The sequence below is a fragment of the Streptantibioticus silvisoli genome (assembly GCF_027947535.2).
Lineage (GTDB): Bacteria > Actinomycetota > Actinomycetes > Streptomycetales > Streptomycetaceae > Streptantibioticus_C > Streptantibioticus_C silvisoli.
The window spans coordinates 1-16,463 of sequence record NZ_JAAGKO020000016.1; the positions used below are offsets into that span (position 1 = coordinate 1).

General features: G+C 73.2%; 15 protein-coding genes. 3 read left to right on the plus strand and 12 right to left on the minus strand.

The annotated features are described in order from the left end of the window. Nucleotides 1–229: 229 nt before the first annotated feature. Nucleotides 230–562, minus strand: coding sequence for a metal-sensitive transcriptional regulator (locus POF43_RS13005; RefSeq protein WP_271315853.1), 333 nt, complete (start codon nucleotides 560–562; stop codon nucleotides 230–232). Between the two features lie 218 nt (nucleotides 563–780). Between POF43_RS13005 and POF43_RS13010 the strand changes: the two genes are divergently transcribed. Together POF43_RS13010 and POF43_RS13015 are read left to right on the plus strand one after the other, a co-directional pair. Then, nucleotides 781–1,401 carry a DUF47 domain-containing protein gene (locus POF43_RS13010; protein ID WP_271315852.1) on the plus strand — a complete coding sequence of 207 codons (621 nt, stop codon included), beginning with the start codon at nucleotides 781–783 and terminating at the stop codon, nucleotides 1,399–1,401. A 5-nt stretch (nucleotides 1,402–1,406) separates the two neighbouring features. Further along, entirely contained in the window at nucleotides 1,407–2,399 is a 993-nt protein-coding gene (locus POF43_RS13015; protein WP_271315851.1) for an inorganic phosphate transporter, read from the plus strand. A gap of 253 nt (nucleotides 2,400–2,652) precedes the next feature. Here POF43_RS13015 and pstB read toward each other — a convergent pair whose 3' ends face one another. The 11 genes from pstB to POF43_RS13070 all read right to left on the minus strand — a co-directional run bounded on the left by pstB (nucleotide 2,653) and on the right by POF43_RS13070 (nucleotide 16,015). After that, complete coding sequence (gene pstB / locus POF43_RS13020; RefSeq protein ID WP_271315850.1) at nucleotides 2,653–3,432, minus strand: phosphate ABC transporter ATP-binding protein PstB; 780 nt, start codon at nucleotides 3,430–3,432, stop codon at nucleotides 2,653–2,655. Between the two features lie 23 nt (nucleotides 3,433–3,455). Beyond that, nucleotides 3,456–4,523, minus strand: coding sequence for a phosphate ABC transporter permease PstA (pstA, locus tag POF43_RS13025; RefSeq protein WP_271324670.1), 1,068 nt, complete (start codon nucleotides 4,521–4,523; stop codon nucleotides 3,456–3,458). Beyond that, the gene (gene pstC, locus POF43_RS13030; protein WP_271315848.1) at nucleotides 4,520–5,515 is read right to left on the minus strand and encodes a phosphate ABC transporter permease subunit PstC; all 996 of its coding nucleotides are present in this window, start codon (nucleotides 5,513–5,515) and stop codon (nucleotides 4,520–4,522) included. Before pstC ends, pstA begins: the two co-directional genes overlap by 4 nt. Before the next feature lie 112 nt (nucleotides 5,516–5,627). Next, entirely contained in the window at nucleotides 5,628–6,764 is a 1,137-nt protein-coding gene (gene pstS, locus POF43_RS13035; protein ID WP_271324671.1) for a phosphate ABC transporter substrate-binding protein PstS, read from the minus strand. A gap of 450 nt (nucleotides 6,765–7,214) precedes the next feature. Then, nucleotides 7,215–7,688, minus strand: a complete 474-nt coding sequence (locus tag POF43_RS13040) for an NUDIX hydrolase (protein ID WP_271315846.1) — start codon at nucleotides 7,686–7,688, stop codon at nucleotides 7,215–7,217. After that, nucleotides 7,685–8,851, minus strand: a complete 1,167-nt coding sequence (locus tag POF43_RS13045; protein WP_372515986.1) for a CHAD domain-containing protein — start codon at nucleotides 8,849–8,851, stop codon at nucleotides 7,685–7,687. Before POF43_RS13045 ends, POF43_RS13040 begins: the two co-directional genes overlap by 4 nt. Continuing rightward, nucleotides 8,832–11,057, minus strand: a complete 2,226-nt coding sequence (locus POF43_RS13050) for an RNA degradosome polyphosphate kinase (protein WP_271322927.1) — start codon at nucleotides 11,055–11,057, stop codon at nucleotides 8,832–8,834. The genes POF43_RS13045 and POF43_RS13050 overlap by 20 nt, the downstream gene beginning before the upstream one ends. Before the next feature lie 242 nt (nucleotides 11,058–11,299). Next, a complete protein-coding gene (gene mshD / locus POF43_RS13055) occupies nucleotides 11,300–12,232 on the minus strand; it encodes a mycothiol synthase (protein WP_271322928.1) in 933 nt (310 codons plus the stop codon). A gap of 201 nt (nucleotides 12,233–12,433) precedes the next feature. After that, on the minus strand, nucleotides 12,434–13,891 hold the full coding sequence (locus POF43_RS13060) for a sensor histidine kinase (RefSeq protein ID WP_271313931.1): 1,458 nt from the start codon (nucleotides 13,889–13,891) through the stop codon (nucleotides 12,434–12,436). Next, the gene (locus tag POF43_RS13065; RefSeq protein WP_271313932.1) at nucleotides 13,888–14,631 is read right to left on the minus strand and encodes a response regulator transcription factor; all 744 of its coding nucleotides are present in this window, start codon (nucleotides 14,629–14,631) and stop codon (nucleotides 13,888–13,890) included. Before POF43_RS13065 ends, POF43_RS13060 begins: the two co-directional genes overlap by 4 nt. Nucleotides 14,632–14,797: 166 nt before the next feature. Then, nucleotides 14,798–16,015, minus strand: coding sequence for a S1C family serine protease (locus POF43_RS13070; protein ID WP_271322929.1), 1,218 nt, complete (start codon nucleotides 16,013–16,015; stop codon nucleotides 14,798–14,800). A gap of 237 nt (nucleotides 16,016–16,252) precedes the next feature. On the opposite strand from POF43_RS13070, the gene POF43_RS13075 reads away from it, so the two are divergent. Beyond that, nucleotides 16,253–16,462 carry a hypothetical protein gene (locus POF43_RS13075; RefSeq protein ID WP_271313934.1) on the plus strand — a complete coding sequence of 70 codons (210 nt, stop codon included), beginning with the start codon at nucleotides 16,253–16,255 and terminating at the stop codon, nucleotides 16,460–16,462. Nucleotide 16,463: the final 1 nt, after the last annotated feature.

Sequence of the window (16,463 nt, forward strand, 5' to 3'; positions counted from 1 at the left end):
GGGGTGGGGTGGGGTGGGGTGATGCGTGGTCCGCGGTGGGTGTGGTGCGGTGCGCGGGGCCGAGGTGGCCGGTGCGTCGGTCGGCGCGCACGCCGTCGGCTGTACGGCACGCCGCCTGCCGGGGGTCGGCCGACGTCGCGGCCCGTAACGCCCCCGCCCGCGCCCCTCGGCGGAGCCGCACCCCCGCCGGTGGCACCCGCACCCGTTGGCGGAACCGGCCCCGCCCCGTTCAGGTGCGCAGCAGGCGGGCTATCGCGGCGGTGGCTTCGGAGACCTTGGCGTCGGCCTCGGGGCCGCCCTGGCGGGCCGCGTCGGCCACGCAGTGCCGCAGGTGTTCCTCCAGCAGCTGGAGGGCGAAGGACTGGAGCGCCTTGGTGGCGGCGGAGACCTGGGTGAGGACGTCGATGCAGTAGACGTCCTCCTCGACCATCCGCTGAAGGCCCCTGACCTGGCCCTCGACCCGGCGCAGCCGCTTGAGGTGGTCGGCCTTGTGCGGGCTGTAACCGTGCGGCCCGGGTGGAGATCCGGCGCCGGTGCTGTGGTCCTGCTGTTCGGCCGTCATGGTTCCTCCGCGTTCCCCCGCGCCCACTCGGGACCCTTATACCCCCTGTGGGTATATGTTACCGAATCGCTCCCGGGTTCGACCCCCCACCTGTATGGCGTAATCGGCATCATGGGCGACACTGGGTGCCGCCGGTTACCCCGGCGCGGTGATGCGCCTAGCATCATCGGGACCGGTCCCGCAGGCATACCCACCCCCATGCACCCGGAGGACTCCCAGTGCGCCTTCGTCTGACCCCCCGGGAGACGAGTTTCTACGACATGTTCTCCGCCTCCGCGGACAACATCGTCACCGGCTCGAAACTCCTGCTGGAGCTGCTCGGGGCGGATGCCTCCGCGCGTTCCGAGATCGCCGACCGCATGCGCGCCGCCGAGCACGCGGGCGACGACGCGACGCACGCGATCTTCACCCAGCTGAACTCCTCGTTCATCACCCCGTTCGACCGGGAGGACATCTACCGGCTCGCCGGGTCGCTGGACGACGTCATGGACTACATGGAGGAGGCCGTCGACCTGGTCGTCCTCTACCAGGTCCAGGAGCTGCCCAAGGGGGTGGAGCAGCAGATCGAGGTGCTGGCCCGGGCGGCGGAGCTGACCGCCGAGGCGATGCCGAACCTGCGCACCATGCGCAACCTGACCGAGTACTGGATCGAGGTCAACCGGCTGGAGAACCAGGCGGACCAGATCCACCGCAAGCTGCTGGCACACCTGTTCAACGGCAAGTACGAGGCCATGGACGTGCTGAAGCTCAAGCAGATCGTCGACGTGCTGGAAGAGGCCGCCGACGCCTTCGAGCACGTGGCGAACACCGTGGAGACCATCGCGGTCAAGGAGTCCTGACCGAGGTGGAAACCTTCGCACTGGTCGTCACCGTCGCCGTGGCGCTCGGCTTCACCTACACCAACGGCTTCCACGACTCCGCGAACGCCATCGCCACCGCCGTCTCGACCCGGGCGCTGACCCCGAAGGCCGCGCTGTCGATGGCCGCGGTGATGAACATCGCCGGCGCCTTCCTGGGCAGCGGCGTCGCCCAGACCATCAGCAAGGGCATCATCGACACGCCCGACGGCAACGCGGGTCTGGCGATCATCTTCTCCGGCCTCGGCGGGGCCATCGTGTGGAACCTCATCACCTGGTACTTCGGCCTGCCGTCCTCCTCCAGCCACGCCCTGATCGGCGGCCTGGTCGGCGCCGCGCTGGCCGGCTCCAGCACCGTGCACTGGAACGGGGTGGTGGACAAGGTCGTCATCCCGATGGTGGTCTCCCCGGTGGTCGGCCTGTGCGTGGGCTACCTGGCGATGGTCGCGCTGCTGTGGGCGTTCCGCCGGGCCAACCCGCACCGGGCCAAGCGCGGCTTCCGGATGGCGCAGACCCTGTCGGCGGCGAGCATGGCGCTCGGCCACGGCCTTCAGGACGCGCAGAAGGCGATGGGCGTCGTGGTCCTGGCGCTGGTCGCCGCGGGCGTCGACACCGGGGGCGGGGTCCCGATCTGGGTCAAGTTCGTCTGCGCGCTGATGATGTCGTTCGGTACGTACGCCGGCGGCTGGCGGATCATGCGCACCATGGGCCGCAAGATCATCCAGCTCGACCCGCCGCAGGCGTTCGCCGCCGAGATGACCACCTCCTCGATCCTGTACATCACCTCGTACCTGTTCAAGGCGCCGATCTCGACCACCCACGTGATGACCTCGGCCATCATGGGCGTGGGCGCGACCAAGCGGCTGAAGGCGGTGCGCTGGGGCGTGGCGAAGAACATCGTCATGGGCTGGTTCATCACCATGCCGGCCGCCGCGCTGGTCGCCGCCGCGATCTACGAGATCGTCCAGCTGGTCTTCTGACCCGCGCCACCCCGGCGGCCACCCGCCGCCCGGCCCCGCCGGCACCCCGCACCACGCCGCCGGCCACCCCGCCGGTGACCGTGTCCCGCTGGCACCCCGCGCCACCCCGGCGGCCACTCCGCCGCCGACCGCGTCCCGCCCCGGCCGCACCGCGACGTGACGCAGACGGGCCCGCCCCCCTGGAGCAGGGGGCGGGCCCTTCGCCATGACGGTGGCACCGCCATGCAGCACCGTCAGGCGGCTCGGGACCGGCTCAGCCGAAGCGGCCGGAGATGTAGTCCTCGGTGGCCTGGACCGAGGGGTTGGAGAAGATCCGCTGGGTCTCGTCGATCTCCACCAGCTTGCCGGGCTTGCCGACCGCCGCCAGGTTGAAGAACGCGGTGCGGTCCGACACCCGGGCCGCCTGCTGCATGTTGTGGGTGACGATGACGATGGTGAACCGCTCCTTCAGCTCACCGATCAGGTCCTCCACGGCCAGGGTGGAGATCGGGTCGAGCGCGGAGCACGGCTCGTCCATCAGCAGCACCTGCGGTTCGACCGCGATGGCCCGGGCGATGCACAGCCGCTGCTGCTGGCCGCCGGACAGGCCGGCGCCGGGCTTGCCGAGCCGGTCCTTGACCTCGTTCCACAGGTTGGCGCCCTTCAGCGACTTCTCCACCAGCGCGTCCAGTTCGGCCTTGCGCTTCGCGACCCCGTTGAGCCGCAGGCCGGCCGCCACGTTGTCGTAGATGGACATGGTGGGGAACGGGTTCGGGCGCTGGAAGACCATGCCGACGGTGCGGCGCACGGTGACCGGGTCGACGCCGGCGCCGTAGAGGTTCTCGTCGTCCAGCAGCACCTTGCCCTCGACCCGGCCGCCGGGGACGACCTCGTGCATGCGGTTCAAGGTGCGCAGGAAGGTGGACTTGCCGCAGCCGGACGGCCCGATGAAGGCGGTCACGGAACGGGGTTCGACGGTCATCGAGATGTCCTCGATGGCCAGGTGGGCGCCGTAGTAGGCGGAAAGGCCGCTGACGTCGATGCGCTTGGCCACGGATATCAACTTCTCTCTGCGGCTCAGCGGCCGGACGATGTGGGGGCCTTCCAGCGGGCTATGCCGCGGGCCACCAGGTTGAGGATCATGACGAAGGCGATCAACACCAGGGCGGCGGCCCAGGCCCGGTCGTAGGAGGCGGGGTTGCCCGCCGCGTACTGCTCGTAGACGTAGTACGGCAGCGAGGACTGCGCCCCGGAGAACGGGTTGAAGTTGATCAGCTGGTTGCCGAACACCAGCAGCAGGACCGGCGCGGTCTCGCCGGTGATGCGGGCGACGGCCAGCATCACGCCGGTGGTGATGCCGCCGATCGAGGTGGGCAGCACGACCTTGATGATCGTGCGCCACTTCGGTACGCCCAGCGCCAGCGACGCCTCGCGCAGCTCGTTGGGCACCAGCTTCAGCATCTCCTCGGTCGAACGCACCACGACCGGGATCATCAGGATCGCCAGCGCCAGCGACCCGGCGAAGCCGGAGTAGCCGAAGCCGAGGATCAGGATCCAGAACGACAGCACGAACAGGCCGGCCACGATCGACGGGACGCCGGTCATGACGTCGACGAAGAACGTGACGGCCTTCGCCAGCCGGCCGCGGCCGTACTCCACCAGGTAGACGGCGGTCAGCAGGCCGATCGGCACCGCCATCAGCGAGGCCAGCGCGACCTGTTCGACCGTGCCGACCAGCGCGTGGTAGACGCCGCCGCCCGGGCCGGTGGTGATCACGCCGTCCATCGAGTGGGTCAGGAAGTTGCCGTCGAGCACCTTCACGCCCTTGGCGATGGTGCTCTCCACCAGGGAGTACAGCGGGACGACGGCGATGATGAAGCACGCCCACACCAGGCTGGTGACCACCCGGTCCTTGGCCTGCCGGGGGCCCTCGACGGCCGCGGTCACCGCGTAGTTGACCACGACGAACAGCAGCAGGGCGATCAGGCCCCACTGGATGTGGCTGGACAGGCCGGCGCCCACGCCGACGCCGGTACCGACCAGCACGGCCACCAGCGCGATCACGGCCGGCGTCCAGCGCGGCAGCCGCCGGCGGCCGAACTGCGAGGGCTTCGCGGCCGACTGCGACGTCACGGACTGGCTCATGCCGTGTACTCCTTGCGCCGGGCAATGATCAGGCGGGCGGCGCCGTTGACGATCAGCGTGATGACGAACAGCACCAGGCCCGAGGCGATGAGCGCGTCGCGGCCGAAGGGGGTCGCCTCGCCGAAGTACACCGCGATGTTCTGCGCGAACGTGCCGCCGCCGGGGTCCACGATGTGCGAGGTGATGGTCGAGGAGTTCGACAGCACGGTGGCGACCGCCATCGTCTCGCCCAGCGCGCGGCCCAGCCCCAGCATCGAGGCGCTGATGATGCCGGAGCGCGCGAACGGCAGCACGGCCATCCGCACGACCTCCCAGCGGGTCGCCCCCAGCGCCAGCGCGGCCTCCTCGTGCGCCCGCGGCACCTGCCGGAAGACCTCGCGGCTGACGTTGGTGATGACCGGCAGGACCATGATCGCCAGCAGGATGCCGACGCTGAACAGCGACCGGGACGCGGTGCCCTGGTACGTCTGCTTCAGCACGACCGTCCAGCCCAGGTAGTGGTCCATCCACAGGTTCAGGCCCTGCAGGTGCGGCACCAGGAACAGCGCGCCCCACAGGCCGTAGACGATGCTGGGCACCGCGGCGAGCAGGTCGACCAGGTACGCCAGCGGCGCGGCGATCCGGCGCGGGGCGTAGTGCGAGATGAACAGCGCGATGCCGATGGCCACCGGAACCGCCAGGACCATGGCGATGACCGAGCTGACGGCCGTGCCGTACAGCAGCACCCCGATGCCGAAGACCGGCGGGGTGGCGTCGGCGTTCCACTGGAAGGTGGTGAGGAAGTTCCCGTGGTCGCCGGAGATCGCGGTGACCGCCCGCACGGTGAGGAAGACCGCGATGGCGGCCATGATCACCAGCAGGGTGATGCCCGAGCCGCGCGAGAGCCCCAGGAAGACCCGGTCGCCGACGCGGGTCACCGCCGGCGGTGCGGATTCGGCGGGCGGCGCGGCGGCCGGGGGTGGCGCCCCGGTGATGTCGTCGATGGTGTCCATGAGTCAGGCTCCGGTCTGGTGCGGGGCCCAGCGGCCCTCTTGGCGGTGCACCGGAAGTGCCCCCGGGCCGCCGCACCGCTGGGAGCGCGGTGCGGCGGCCCGGGGGCGCGGGTCAGGAGAGCGAGGAGATCGCGGCGCGGACCTTGGTGGCGATGGCGTCCGGCAGCGGCGCGTAGCCCAGCGCGGTCAGGGCGCCCTGGCCCTGGGTGCCCGCGATGTAGTTCAGGAACGCCTTGGTGGCCGGCAGGGTGGCCGCCTTGTTGCCCTTGTCGCAGACGATCTCGTAGGTCACCAGGGTGATCGGCCAGGCGCCGTCCGCCTTGGTGGCGTAGTCGAGCTTCAGCGCCAGGTCGCCGCCGGTGCCCACGACCTGCGCGGCGGCCACGTCCTTCGACGCGCTGTCGGAGCTGACGGTGACCGGCTGCGCGGCACCGGTGTTCAGCTGCGCGGTGGAGATGGACTGCGAGGTGGCGTAGGACAGCTCGAAGTAGCCGATGGAGCCCGCGGTCTGCTTGACCTGGGCGGCGACGCCGGCCGAACCGGTCGCCGACTGGCCGCCCTTGGCCTGCCACGCCTTGCCGCCGCTGTAGGGCCAGTCGGTGCCGGCCGCGCCGATCAGGTACTTGGTGAAGTTGTCCGTGGTGCCCGACGCGTCCGACCGGTGGAAGGTCTGGATCGGGGTGGACGGCAGCTTCGCCGACGGGTTGAGCTTGGCGATCGCCGGGTCGTTCCAGTGCGTGATCCTGCCATTGAAGATCTTCGCCAGCGTGTCGGCGTCCAGCACCAGGTTGCTCACACCGGGCACGTTGTAGCCGATGGCGATCGGGCCCGGGGCCATCGGCAGGTCGATGCCCTGGCCGCCGGCGCAGACCTTCTTGGACTGGGTGATCTCGGCGGGCTTCAGCGCCGAGTCGGAGCCGGCGAACGCGGTGGTGCCGTTCAGGAAGTCGGTGACGCCCGCGCCGGAACCGGTGCCCTTGTAGTTGATCTCGCTGCCGGAGCAGGCCTGCATGTAGTTCTTGACCCAGACGTTGACCGCGTTCTGCTGGGCGGTGGAACCGGAGGCGAGCAGGTTGGCCTTCGGGCCGCACGTGATGCCGCTCGCCGCGGCGGTGCTGGACGAGCCGCCGGACGGGGCGGCCGTGGTGCTGTTGTTGTCCGAGCCGCAGGCCGTCAGGACCAGGGCGCCGGAAACAGCCGCCGCGCCGACGGCCAGGGCACGCAGCCCGCTCTTCCGCTGAAGCTTCACCTTCGAGTGTTCCTTCCTGAAGCCCGCCGGCGCCCGGCGTAGCAAGGTGTGGTCGTGCTGGTGTCCGTCCGGCGGGGTGAACCACCGGGTAACACCGAAACTAGGCAGACCAGGTGAAGCCGCCGACGGGGGAGGATGAACAGAGGGTGAACCTCGACCGTCGGCCTGGCGTACGGCCCCGGGGCGGGGGCGGGGGCGGTGGCCGGGGCGGGCGCCGTGGCGGTGCGGCCGGTCGACCGGTGCGGCCCGGTGCGGCCGTGCTGCGGCGCCGGGGCCCGGGGGCGGCGCGGCGGCGTGCGACCGGGCGGTGCGGGCCGGAGATCAGCCGGGCCGGCGCCGCGGGGCGGACGGTGCGGACCGAGAGCCGGGCGGCCGGCGCCGCGGGACGGGCGGCGGCGCGGGCCGGGAGCCGGGCGGCGCCGGCACGGTCCGGACGGCGCAGGCCAAAGGTCAGGCGGGGCCCGTGGAGCCGGTGAAACCCGTGGAGCCGGTGAGGTCGCTGAGGCTGGCCAGCGCCGCGTCGACCAGGGGGCGGTCGTACGGGTGGGTGAGGGCGGCCCGGGCGTCGGCCGGGTCCAGCCACAGCAGCCGGTCGACCTCGTCGTTGACCGTGAACTCGCCGCCGGTGGCCCGCGCCGCCCAGTACCGCACGAGCTTCCACCGGTCGCCGACCCGGTAGCGGATGTCGGGCAGCGGGCGGCCGAGCACGCAGTCCATCCCGGTCTCCTCCCTGACCTCGCGCAGCGCCGCGTCGGCGTCCGGCTCGCCGCGCTTGAGCTTGCCCTTCGGGTGCGACCAGTCGTCGTAGCGCGGCCGGTGGACCAGCGCGATCTCCACCCCGGTGTCGCGGCTCGCGGCCGCCGGGCGCCACAGCACGGCGCCGGCCGCCCGGATCAGCGGCTTGGACGGAACGGGCCCGGTCACGTCGTCGGTCCTCCTGACGGTGCGGTGGCCGGCGCGGTGGGCCGCCACAGGGTGCTGAAGGCGTACCGGGCGGCCTCCGCCTCGGTGCGCTGGTCGGCGTGCAGCACCCCGAGGGCGTAGGCGGTCGCCGGGGTGATGCGCGGGGTGCGGGCGGCGCCGGCCGCGGCCTCGGCGGCCTCGGCGGCGTCCCGGTGCCGGTCCAGGGCGCGGCCGGCGCCGTACAGCCCGGCCGCCTGCGGCATCCCGGGCGGCGGCGGGCCCGCGCCGGGCACCTCCAGCGCGTACCGGCAGCCGCGGGCCAGCACCCGCACCCGGTGCCAGGGCGTGTCGCGGGGGTCCTCCCCGTCGCCCTCGCCCTCGTCGCCGGAGCCGTGGGTGCCGGTGCCGCCGGAGCCGGTGCTGCCGTTGCCGGTGCCGCCGGCCGGGGCGGCGGGGTCGGCCAGCGTGCCGTGCAGCGCCTGCGTGTTGTACGGGCTGCCCGCCACGCCGAGCGGCAGGGCGGCGACCGCGTCGGCGAGCGCGCGGCAGGCGCCCGCGGCCAGCGGCGGCAGGAGCTGGCCGGCCGGTCCGGTGGCGCGGCCGGCCAGCGGGGTGTCGGAGGCCAGCAGGGCGACGGCGTCGGCGACGGCGTGGAAGCGGCCCGAGCCGTACGCCTGGAGGGCGGCGGACCGGGCGCGCGAGCGTCCCTGGGTCAGCCGGCGTTCCAGCAGCGCGCCGGCCCGGGCGGCACCGGCCGCGCTGGGGCCGGCGGGCGCGGCGCGGCCGGCCGCCAGCCGGTGCAGCGCGCCGGTGAGCCGGGCCAGCCGCGCCGCGTACCGGTACTCGCGGGTGACCTCCTCGCACAACCAGCCCAGTTCCGGGCGCAGTTCGCGGGCCCAGCCGGGGTCGAGCAGCGGTTCCCAGGTGTGCAGCGCGGCGGCGATCCGGCCGCCGGAGGCCCGCAGCGCGGCGGCCGCCGCGGCCTCGTCGGCCTGCCGGTCGCGGACCGCGCGCAGGAAGCGCACCGCCAGGGCGGCCAGGTGGCCGGCGATGACCTCACCGGCGGTGACGCCCTCCGGCAGCGGCCGGGGCGGTCCCGCCGGGTCGCCGGCGCGCGGGGCGGGGGGCCGGGCGGCCGGCGCGCCGGCCGTGGCCCGCGGGGCGTCAGGGGGTCGAGGGGGCACGTCGTCGCCTCCGCGCGTCGATCAGCGTCTCCTGGATGTTGCGCAGCGGGCGGCCGTCGGCGTCGGCGCTGTGCCGGGTCCAGCCGCCGTCGGGGCCGAGGTGCCAGGACGAGGTGGAGTCCGAAACGCCGGTCTCCAGCAGCCTGTTGAGCGCCGTGCGGTGGCCGGGGTCGACGACCCGGACCAGGGCCTCGATGCGCCGGTCGAGGTTGCGGTGCATCATGTCGGCGCTGCCGAACCAGACTTCGGGCTCGCCGCCGTTGCCGAAGACGAACACCCGGGAGTGCTCCAGGAAGCGGCCGAGGACCGAGCGGACCCGGATGTTGTCCGACAGCCCGGGGACGCCGGGGCGCAGGGCGCAGATGCCGCGCACCCACACGTCGACCGGCACGCCGGCCCGCGAGGCGCGGTAGAGCGCGTCGATGACGGTCTCGTCGACGATGGAGTTGACCTTGATCCGGACGAACGCGGGCCGGCCGGCCCGGTGGTGGGCGATCTCCTGGCGGACCCGGGTGACCAGGCCGTCGCGCAGCTGCCGGGGGGCGACCAGCAGGCGGCGGTAGGACTCGCGGCGCGAGTAGCCCGACAGCCGGTTGAACAGGTCGGACAGGTCGGCGCCCACCTGCGGGTCGGCGGTGAGCAGGCCGAGGTCCTCGTAGAGCCGGGCGGTCTTGGGGTGGTAGTTGCCGGTGCCCACGTGGCTGTAGCGGCGCAGCGTCTCGCCCTCCTGGCGGACCACCAGCGACAGCTTGCTGTGCGTCTTGAGGCCGACCAGGCCGTAGACGACGTGGCAGCCGGCCTCCTCCAGCTTGCGGGCCCACTTGATGTTGGCCTGCTCGTCGAACCGGGCCTTGATCTCCACCAGCACCAGGACCTGCTTGCCGGCCTCGGCGGCGTCGATCAGCGCGTCGACGATCGGCGAGTCGCCCGAGGTGCGGTACAGCGTCTGCTTGATGGCCAGCACGTCCGGGTCGGCGGCGGCCTGCTCCAGGAAGGCCTGCACCGAGGTGGAGAACGAGTCGTAGGGGTGGTGCAGCAGCACGTCGCGTTCGCGCAGCGCGGCGAACACGTCGGGCGCGGTGGCGGACTCGACCTCGGCGAGGTCGTGGTGGGTGCCGGCGATGAACTTGGGGTACTTCAGCTCCGGCCGGTCCAGCGACGCGACGCCGTACAGGCCGGTGAGGTCCAGCGGCCCGGGCAGCGGGTAGACCTCCGCGTCGGAGACCTTCAACTCCCGCACCAGCAGGTCGAGTACGTAGGGGTCGATGGACTCCTCGACCTCCAGGCGGACCGGCGGGCCGAACCGGCGGCGCATGAGTTCCTTCTCCAGCGCCTGGAGCAGGTTCTCCGCGTCGTCCTCCTCGACCTCCAGGTCCTCGTTGCGGGTGACCCGGAACATGTGGTGGGCCAGCACCTCCATGCCGGGGAACAACTCCTCCAGGTGCGCGGCGATGACGTCCTCCAGCGGGACGTAGCGCTGCGGGCCGGCCTCCAGGAAACGGGCCAGCAGCGGCGGCACCTTGACCCGGGCGAAGTGCTGGTGGCCGCTGGCGGGGTTGCGCACCACGACGGCGAGGTTGAGCGACAGCCCCGATATGTAGGGGAACGGGTGCGCCGGGTCGACGGCGAGCGGGGTCAGGACCGGGAAGATCTGCTGGCGGAAGAGGTTGAACAGCTTGGCCTGCTCCTGCTCGGCCAGTTCGTGCCAGCGGATGATGTCGATGCCCTGGCCGGCCAGTTCGGGGGCGATGTCGTAGCGGAAGCAGGCGGCGTGCCGGGCCATCAGCTCCCGCGAGCGGTTCCAGATCAGCTCCAGCACCTCGCGCGGCTGGAGGCCGGAGGCGGAGCGGGTGGCGACGCCGGTGGCGATGCGCCGCTTGAGGCCGGCCACCCGGACCATGAAGAACTCGTCGAGGTTGCCGGCGAAGATCGCCAGGAAGTTGGTGCGTTCCAGCAGCGGGGTCGCCGGGTCCTCGGCCAGTTCCAGGACGCGTTCGTTGAACGCCAGCCAGCTGCGTTCGCGGTCCAGGAACCGGTCGGGCGGCAGTTCCCCGCCGTCCGGGTCGGTGGTCGGCCAGGCGCCGTCGGCGCGCGGGATGTCGCTGTCGCCGTCCAGCCCGGCATCGGGGCGCACGCCGCCCAGCGTCTCCAGCGCCGCGGGCCCGTCGGCCCGGGGCGAGGGGTTCGTCGCGTTCGTCGCCGACATCAGCTCGCCACCCTTGTCACCGGTACGGTACGGACTCCCATTCTCCCGCTTCGGCCGGAGCGGCGGCGGGTCGGGAGCACGGCGGTGCGGCGGGCGGCTGGCATGGGCCGATGCTCGCAAGGCTCGTTGAACCGCCGGTAACGGGGACATGGCGCCCAGGGGAGCGCCGGGCGTCCCGCGGTGGTGCCGGGCGCCGCGCGGGCCGCCGCGCACAGGGCCGAACGGGTGACGCGCGGTGCCGGTCAGCCCTCGGTGCGGTACATCAGGTCGACCTCGTGGGTGGTGAACCCCAGGCGTTCGTAGACCGAGACGGCCGGGGTGTTGTCGGCGTCGACGTAGAGCATGGCGGTGGGCAGGCCGCGGTCGCCGGCCAGGTGGCGCAGGCCGATGGCGGTCAGCGCCTTGCCGAGGCCGGAGCCCTGCTCGTCGGGGTGCACGCCGACGACGTAGACCTCGCCGAGCCGGTCGGCCTGGTGGACCTTGGTCCAGTGGAAGCCGGCCAGCCGTCCGTCGCGTTCGGCGAGGAAGAAGCCGGCCGGGTCGAACCAGACCTCGGCCATCCGGTCGTCGAGGTCGCGCTGGGTGAGCGAGCCCTGTTCCGGGTGGTGCGCGAAGGCGGCGGCGTTGACCGCCAGCCACGCGCCGTCGTCCTGGCCGGGGCGGAAGGTGCGGATGGTGACGCCGGGCGGCACGACCGGCTCGGGCAGGCCGTCGCCGGGCAGCGGGCGGCGCATCTGCCGCAGCTCGCGGAAGAGCGCCAGACCCAGCCGGGTGGCCAGGTGTCGGGCGGCGGGGTGGCCGCCGTGCGCCCAGGCGCGCAGCCGGCTGCCGGAGACCTCCAGCAGGGCGCGGGCCAGCGCCCGGCCGTGGCCGCGGCTGCGGCACCCGGGGTCGACGACGAGTTCCGCGGTGGGCGCCTCGACCGGGTCGGAGTCCTCCAACTGGCCGTAGGCGATGAGCTGTTCGCCGTCCTTGCCGCCGTGGACCAGGACGTGCCGCACGCCGTCGCGGCGGCCGGCCCGCAGGTTGAGCCGGCCCTGCTCGGAGACGGCGGCCTGCCCGTCGGCGGCGGCGGCGCGTTCCAGCAGCGCGAGCACGTCGGTCACGGTGCCGGGCGGCACCTCCTCGGCGGTCTCGATCCGTCGTCCGGTGGCGTCGCGCGTCGGGTCGGTCATGGACGGCAGTTTATGCCGGGTACCGCCCGCCGGCGGGCGGTACCCGCACGGTGCGGCCGGCACCGGCCACCCGGCACCGGCCACCCGGCGGCGGCCTCGCGTGCCGGGGGCCGCCGGCCGGGGTCACCGGTCCGGGGCACTGGCCGGGGCCGGTCGACCGGATCGGTCGTCGGGATCAGTCGTCGGGGCCGGTCGTCGGGATCAGTCGTCGGGGTCCAGGCCCGGCGGCAGGGCGGACGCGCCGGGCAGTCGGACGGTGGCGAGCGTGCCGCCGCCGGGGGCCGGGCGCAGGTCGACGGTGCCGCCGCTGCGCTGGACGGTGAACGCCACGATGGCCAGGCCCAGTCCGGACCCGGGCAGCGACCGGGCGGACGGCGAGCGCCAGAACCGCTCGAAGACGTGCGGGAGTTCGTCCTCCGGGATGCCGGGGCCGTGGTCGCGGACGGTCAGGTCGCCGTGCCGCAGCCGCACCTCGACGGTGCCGCCGGCCGGGCTGAACTTCACCGCGTTGTCCAGCAGGTTGACCAACGCCCGTTCCAGCGCCGCCGGTTCGGCCCGCACGTACCAAGGGGTCAGGTCGGCGGAGATGTTGAGGCCGGGACCGCGCAACCGGGCGCGGTTGATGGCCTGTCCGGCGGCCTCGTGGACGGCGACGAACCGCACCTGCTCGGTGCCGGGCAGCGCGTCCGGCCGCGACAGCTCCTGCAAGTCGCCGATCAGGGAGGCCAGTTCGGTCATCTGCGCCTTGACCGACTCCATCAGCGCCCGGCGGTCGTCGGGCGGGATCGGGCGCCCGGTCTGCTCGCTGCGGGCCAGCAGTTCGACGTTGGTGCGCAACGAGGTCAGCGGCGTGCGCAGTTCGTGCCCGGCGTCGGCGATCAGCTGCTGCTGGCGGTCGCGGGAGGAGGCCAGCCGGGCGGTCATCGAGTTGAACGACGCCGACAGCCGGGCGATCTCGTCCTCCCCCTCCACCGGGATGCGCACCGCCAGGTCCTCGGTGCGGGCGATGTGCTCGACCGCGTCGGTCAGCCGGTCCACCGGGCGCAGTCCGGCACCGGCCACCAGCAGGCCGGACGTGGTGGCGCCCAGCACCCCGATGCCGGCCACCACGGCCAGGATCAGCGCGAGGCGCTCCAGCGGATCGGTGACCTGCGACAGCGGTTCGGCCACCGAGATCGCCACCGCCTGGCCGTTGAGCGGCTCGAAGCGGGTGTAGACGCGCACCGCACGGCCGGTGGAGTCGATGGCGTCGTGGTAGGTCTCCACCCGCTTGCCGGCGGCCACGGCCTTGTCGCCGCTGTCGGCCGGGAAGGTGTTGCCGGCGATCCAGCAGCGGGCGCCCTCCTGGTCGATGATCTGGATCGACGGGCTCTGCCCCGGCACGTACGGGTTGCGCGGGTCGCCGCCGGCTGGCTCCTGGGGCAGGCAGCCCTGCACGCTGAGCCGGCTGTTGACGTAGGCGACCACCCCGCGGTTGGAGGCGCTCAGGGAGTCGTCGAGCCGGTCGGTGAGCGTCTGCCGGGTGATCAGCCACGCCGACAGCGCGACCGCGGCGACCGCGACCGCGACCGCGACGGCCACCAGCACCGCCAGCCGGGACCGCAGCGGCTGGGCCCGGAAGCTCCAGCGGTGCCGGAACGCCCGCCAGCCGCGAGTCACGGCCTGCCCTCGGCGGACCGCAGGACGTAGCCGACGCCCCGCACGGTGTGCACCAGCCGCGGCAGCCCGGCGGCCTCGGTCTTGCGGCGCAGGTACATCACGTAGACGTCGAGGGAGTTGGAGCTCGGCTCGAAGTCGAAGCCCCACACGGACTTCAGGATCTGCTCGCGGGTGAGGACCTGCCGGGGGTGGGCCAGGAACAGCTCCAGCAGGGTGTACTCGGTACGGGTCAGCTCCACCGGCAGCCCGGCCCGGGTGACCTCGCGGGTGGCCGGGTCCATCCGCAGGTCGCCGAAGACCAGCGCGTTCTCGGCGCCGGGCCCGCCGCCCGCGCCGGACTGCGCCGCGTAGGAGCTGCGGCGCAGCAGGGCGCGCAGCCGGGCCAGCAGTTCGTCCAGCTCGAACGGCTTGACCAGGTAGTCGTCGGCGCCGGCGTCCAGCCCGGTGACCCGGTCGCCGACCGTGTCGCGGGCGGTGAGCATCAGGATGGGCGTGGTGACCCCGGTGGAGCGCAGCCGCCGGGCGGTGGTCAGGCCGTCCATCCGGGGCATCAGCACGTCGAGCACGATGACGTCCGGCGCGGTCGCCTCCACCTGCTCCAGCGCGGCCAGCCCGTCGGCGGCCAGCTCGGTGGCGTACCCCTCGAAGGCCAGGCTGCGGCGGATGGCCTCGCGGACCGCGGGCTCGTCGTCCACGACCAGCACACGGGAGGGCTGGTCACCGCTGTCTGCGGGGCTCATCGGTGGTCCACCTCGGTGTCGGGGGCAGGGGTCGGCCGGTCCCGTTCAGCGTCGCACGGAACGGGACCGGCCGGGGTGGGTTCGTCAGCCGGTGAACCGGCCGGTGAAAGCCGGTTGGACCGGCCGGTGGATCAGCCGGTGATCAGCCGGTGGATCAGCTGGTGGATCAGCTGGTGAAGGAGACGTGGTTGCTGGTCAGGAAGGTCTTGACGGTGTCGATCGGGATGGCGAAGCCGAGGCCGACGCTTCCCGAGCTGGAGTCGCCGGACGAGGCGTCACTCGAACTGGGCGCGTACATCGCCGAGTTGATGCCGATGATCTGACCGGAAAGGTTGATCAGCGCGCCGCCGGAGTTGCCGGGGTTGAGCGAGGCGTCGGTCTGCAGGGCCTTGTAGGTGGTGGTCTGGCCGCCGACCTGGCCGTTGTACTGGCCGCCGCCGAACTCGAACGGCCACTGGTCGCCGTTGCCGCCGCCCTGGCTCCCGCCGCCGTTGCCGCTGCTCCCGCCGCCGTCCTGCCCGCCGCCGCTGAGGCCGTTGCCGCCGCCGCTGAGGCCGCCGCCCCCGTTGTCGCTGCCGCCTCCGTTGTCCCCGCCGCCGCTGAGGCCGCCCAGGCCGCCGAACGGGTCGCCGGAGCCGCCGCCGAACGGGTTGCTCTCGCCGTTGGTGTCGCTGGCGCCCTGGTCGTTGCTGCCGGAGCCGGAGCCGGAGGAGCCCTCCTCCTTCGGCACCGTGACGCTGCGGTTCAGCGCGGAGACCACGCCGCTGGTGACGGTGCCGGCCAGGCCCTCGGGGGAGCCTATGGCCACCACCGGGTCGCCGACCGCGACCTGCGCCGAGTTGCCCAGCGTCGCCTTCTTCAGGCCCGAGGCCTTCTCCGCCTTGATGACGGCCAGGTCCTTCGACGGGTCGGTGGTGACGACGTCGGCGGTGTACGTCTTGCCGGTGGACAGCGTGATCTTGATGGTGTCGGAGCCGGAGACGACGTGGTTGTTGGTGAGGATGGTCCCGTCGGAGCTGAGGACGACGCCGGAGCCGATGGCCTCGCCCTCGCTGTTGTCGGCGGTGATCTCCACGATCGACGGCGAGACCGCCTTGGCGACGGCCGCCACGCCGTTCGGGGTCAGCGACGCCGTCGTGGTGCCGGTGACCGCGGCGCCGGCGGTGGCGGAGGAGTCCCGGGCGTTGCCGATGAGCGCCGCCGCACCCCCGCCGACCAGGCCGGAGACGAGTGCGACAGCGGCCACCAGGGCCACCGACCGGCCGATCCGCCGGCGGGGCCGCGGCGGGGCGAAGGGTTCGTAGGACGGCGGCGGCGGGTAAGCAGCGCCACCGGCGGCGTCGGGCTGAGTCGATCCGCTGCTGGAGTGGAAGCTGTCTGTCATGTCTCCGACTCTGCGCCGCGATGATGAGAGCTGTCTGAGCGTCCGCTGAGAAGCCCGACAGAAGCCTGTATGCCCGAAATAAAGGCCACCGGGCGGCCGTTGGCACCCCCGGCCGGACCGCCGCCGGTCACCCGCGCTGTACCGCAACGCCGTTCGGCCGCCGCGGACGTCGTGAACGGACGACCGTCACCGCCGTCGTCATGAACGGACGACCGCCACCGCAGCCATCATGGACGGATGACCGCCACCGCCGTCGCCCGCCGCGCCGAGTCCGTGCTGACCTGGCGGACCCGGTGCTGCGCCGCCGGCCCCGGGCCGCGTTCGCTGGGCGCCGCCACCGCCCGCTGGGGCCGGATCGAGGCGTTGCGCGTCCCGGCGCTGCGCGACCTGCCGCCGTACAACAAGGCGCGCGGTGTCGGGCTGGACGGCGTGACCCGTGGAGCGTGAC

Coding starts and splice junctions, on each gene's coding strand:
- POF43_RS13065 (WP_271313932.1), bottom strand. CDS start 14,631: ATGAGCCCCGCAGACAGCGGTGACCAGCCCTCCCGTGTGCTGGTCGTG.
- pstA (WP_271324670.1), bottom strand. CDS start 4,523: ATGAGCCAGTCCGTGACGTCGCAGTCGGCCGCGAAGCCCTCGCAGTTC.
- pstC (WP_271315848.1), bottom strand. CDS start 5,515: ATGGACACCATCGACGACATCACCGGGGCGCCACCCCCGGCCGCCGCG.
- POF43_RS13050 (WP_271322927.1), bottom strand. CDS start 11,057: ATGTCGGCGACGAACGCGACGAACCCCTCGCCCCGGGCCGACGGGCCC.
- POF43_RS13070 (WP_271322929.1), bottom strand. CDS start 16,015: ATGACAGACAGCTTCCACTCCAGCAGCGGATCGACTCAGCCCGACGCC.
- mshD (WP_271322928.1), bottom strand. CDS start 12,232: ATGACCGACCCGACGCGCGACGCCACCGGACGACGGATCGAGACCGCC.
- POF43_RS13005 (WP_271315853.1), bottom strand. CDS start 562: ATGACGGCCGAACAGCAGGACCACAGCACCGGCGCCGGATCTCCACCC.
- POF43_RS13075 (WP_271313934.1), top strand. CDS start 16,253: ATGACCGCCACCGCCGTCGCCCGCCGCGCCGAGTCCGTGCTGACCTGG.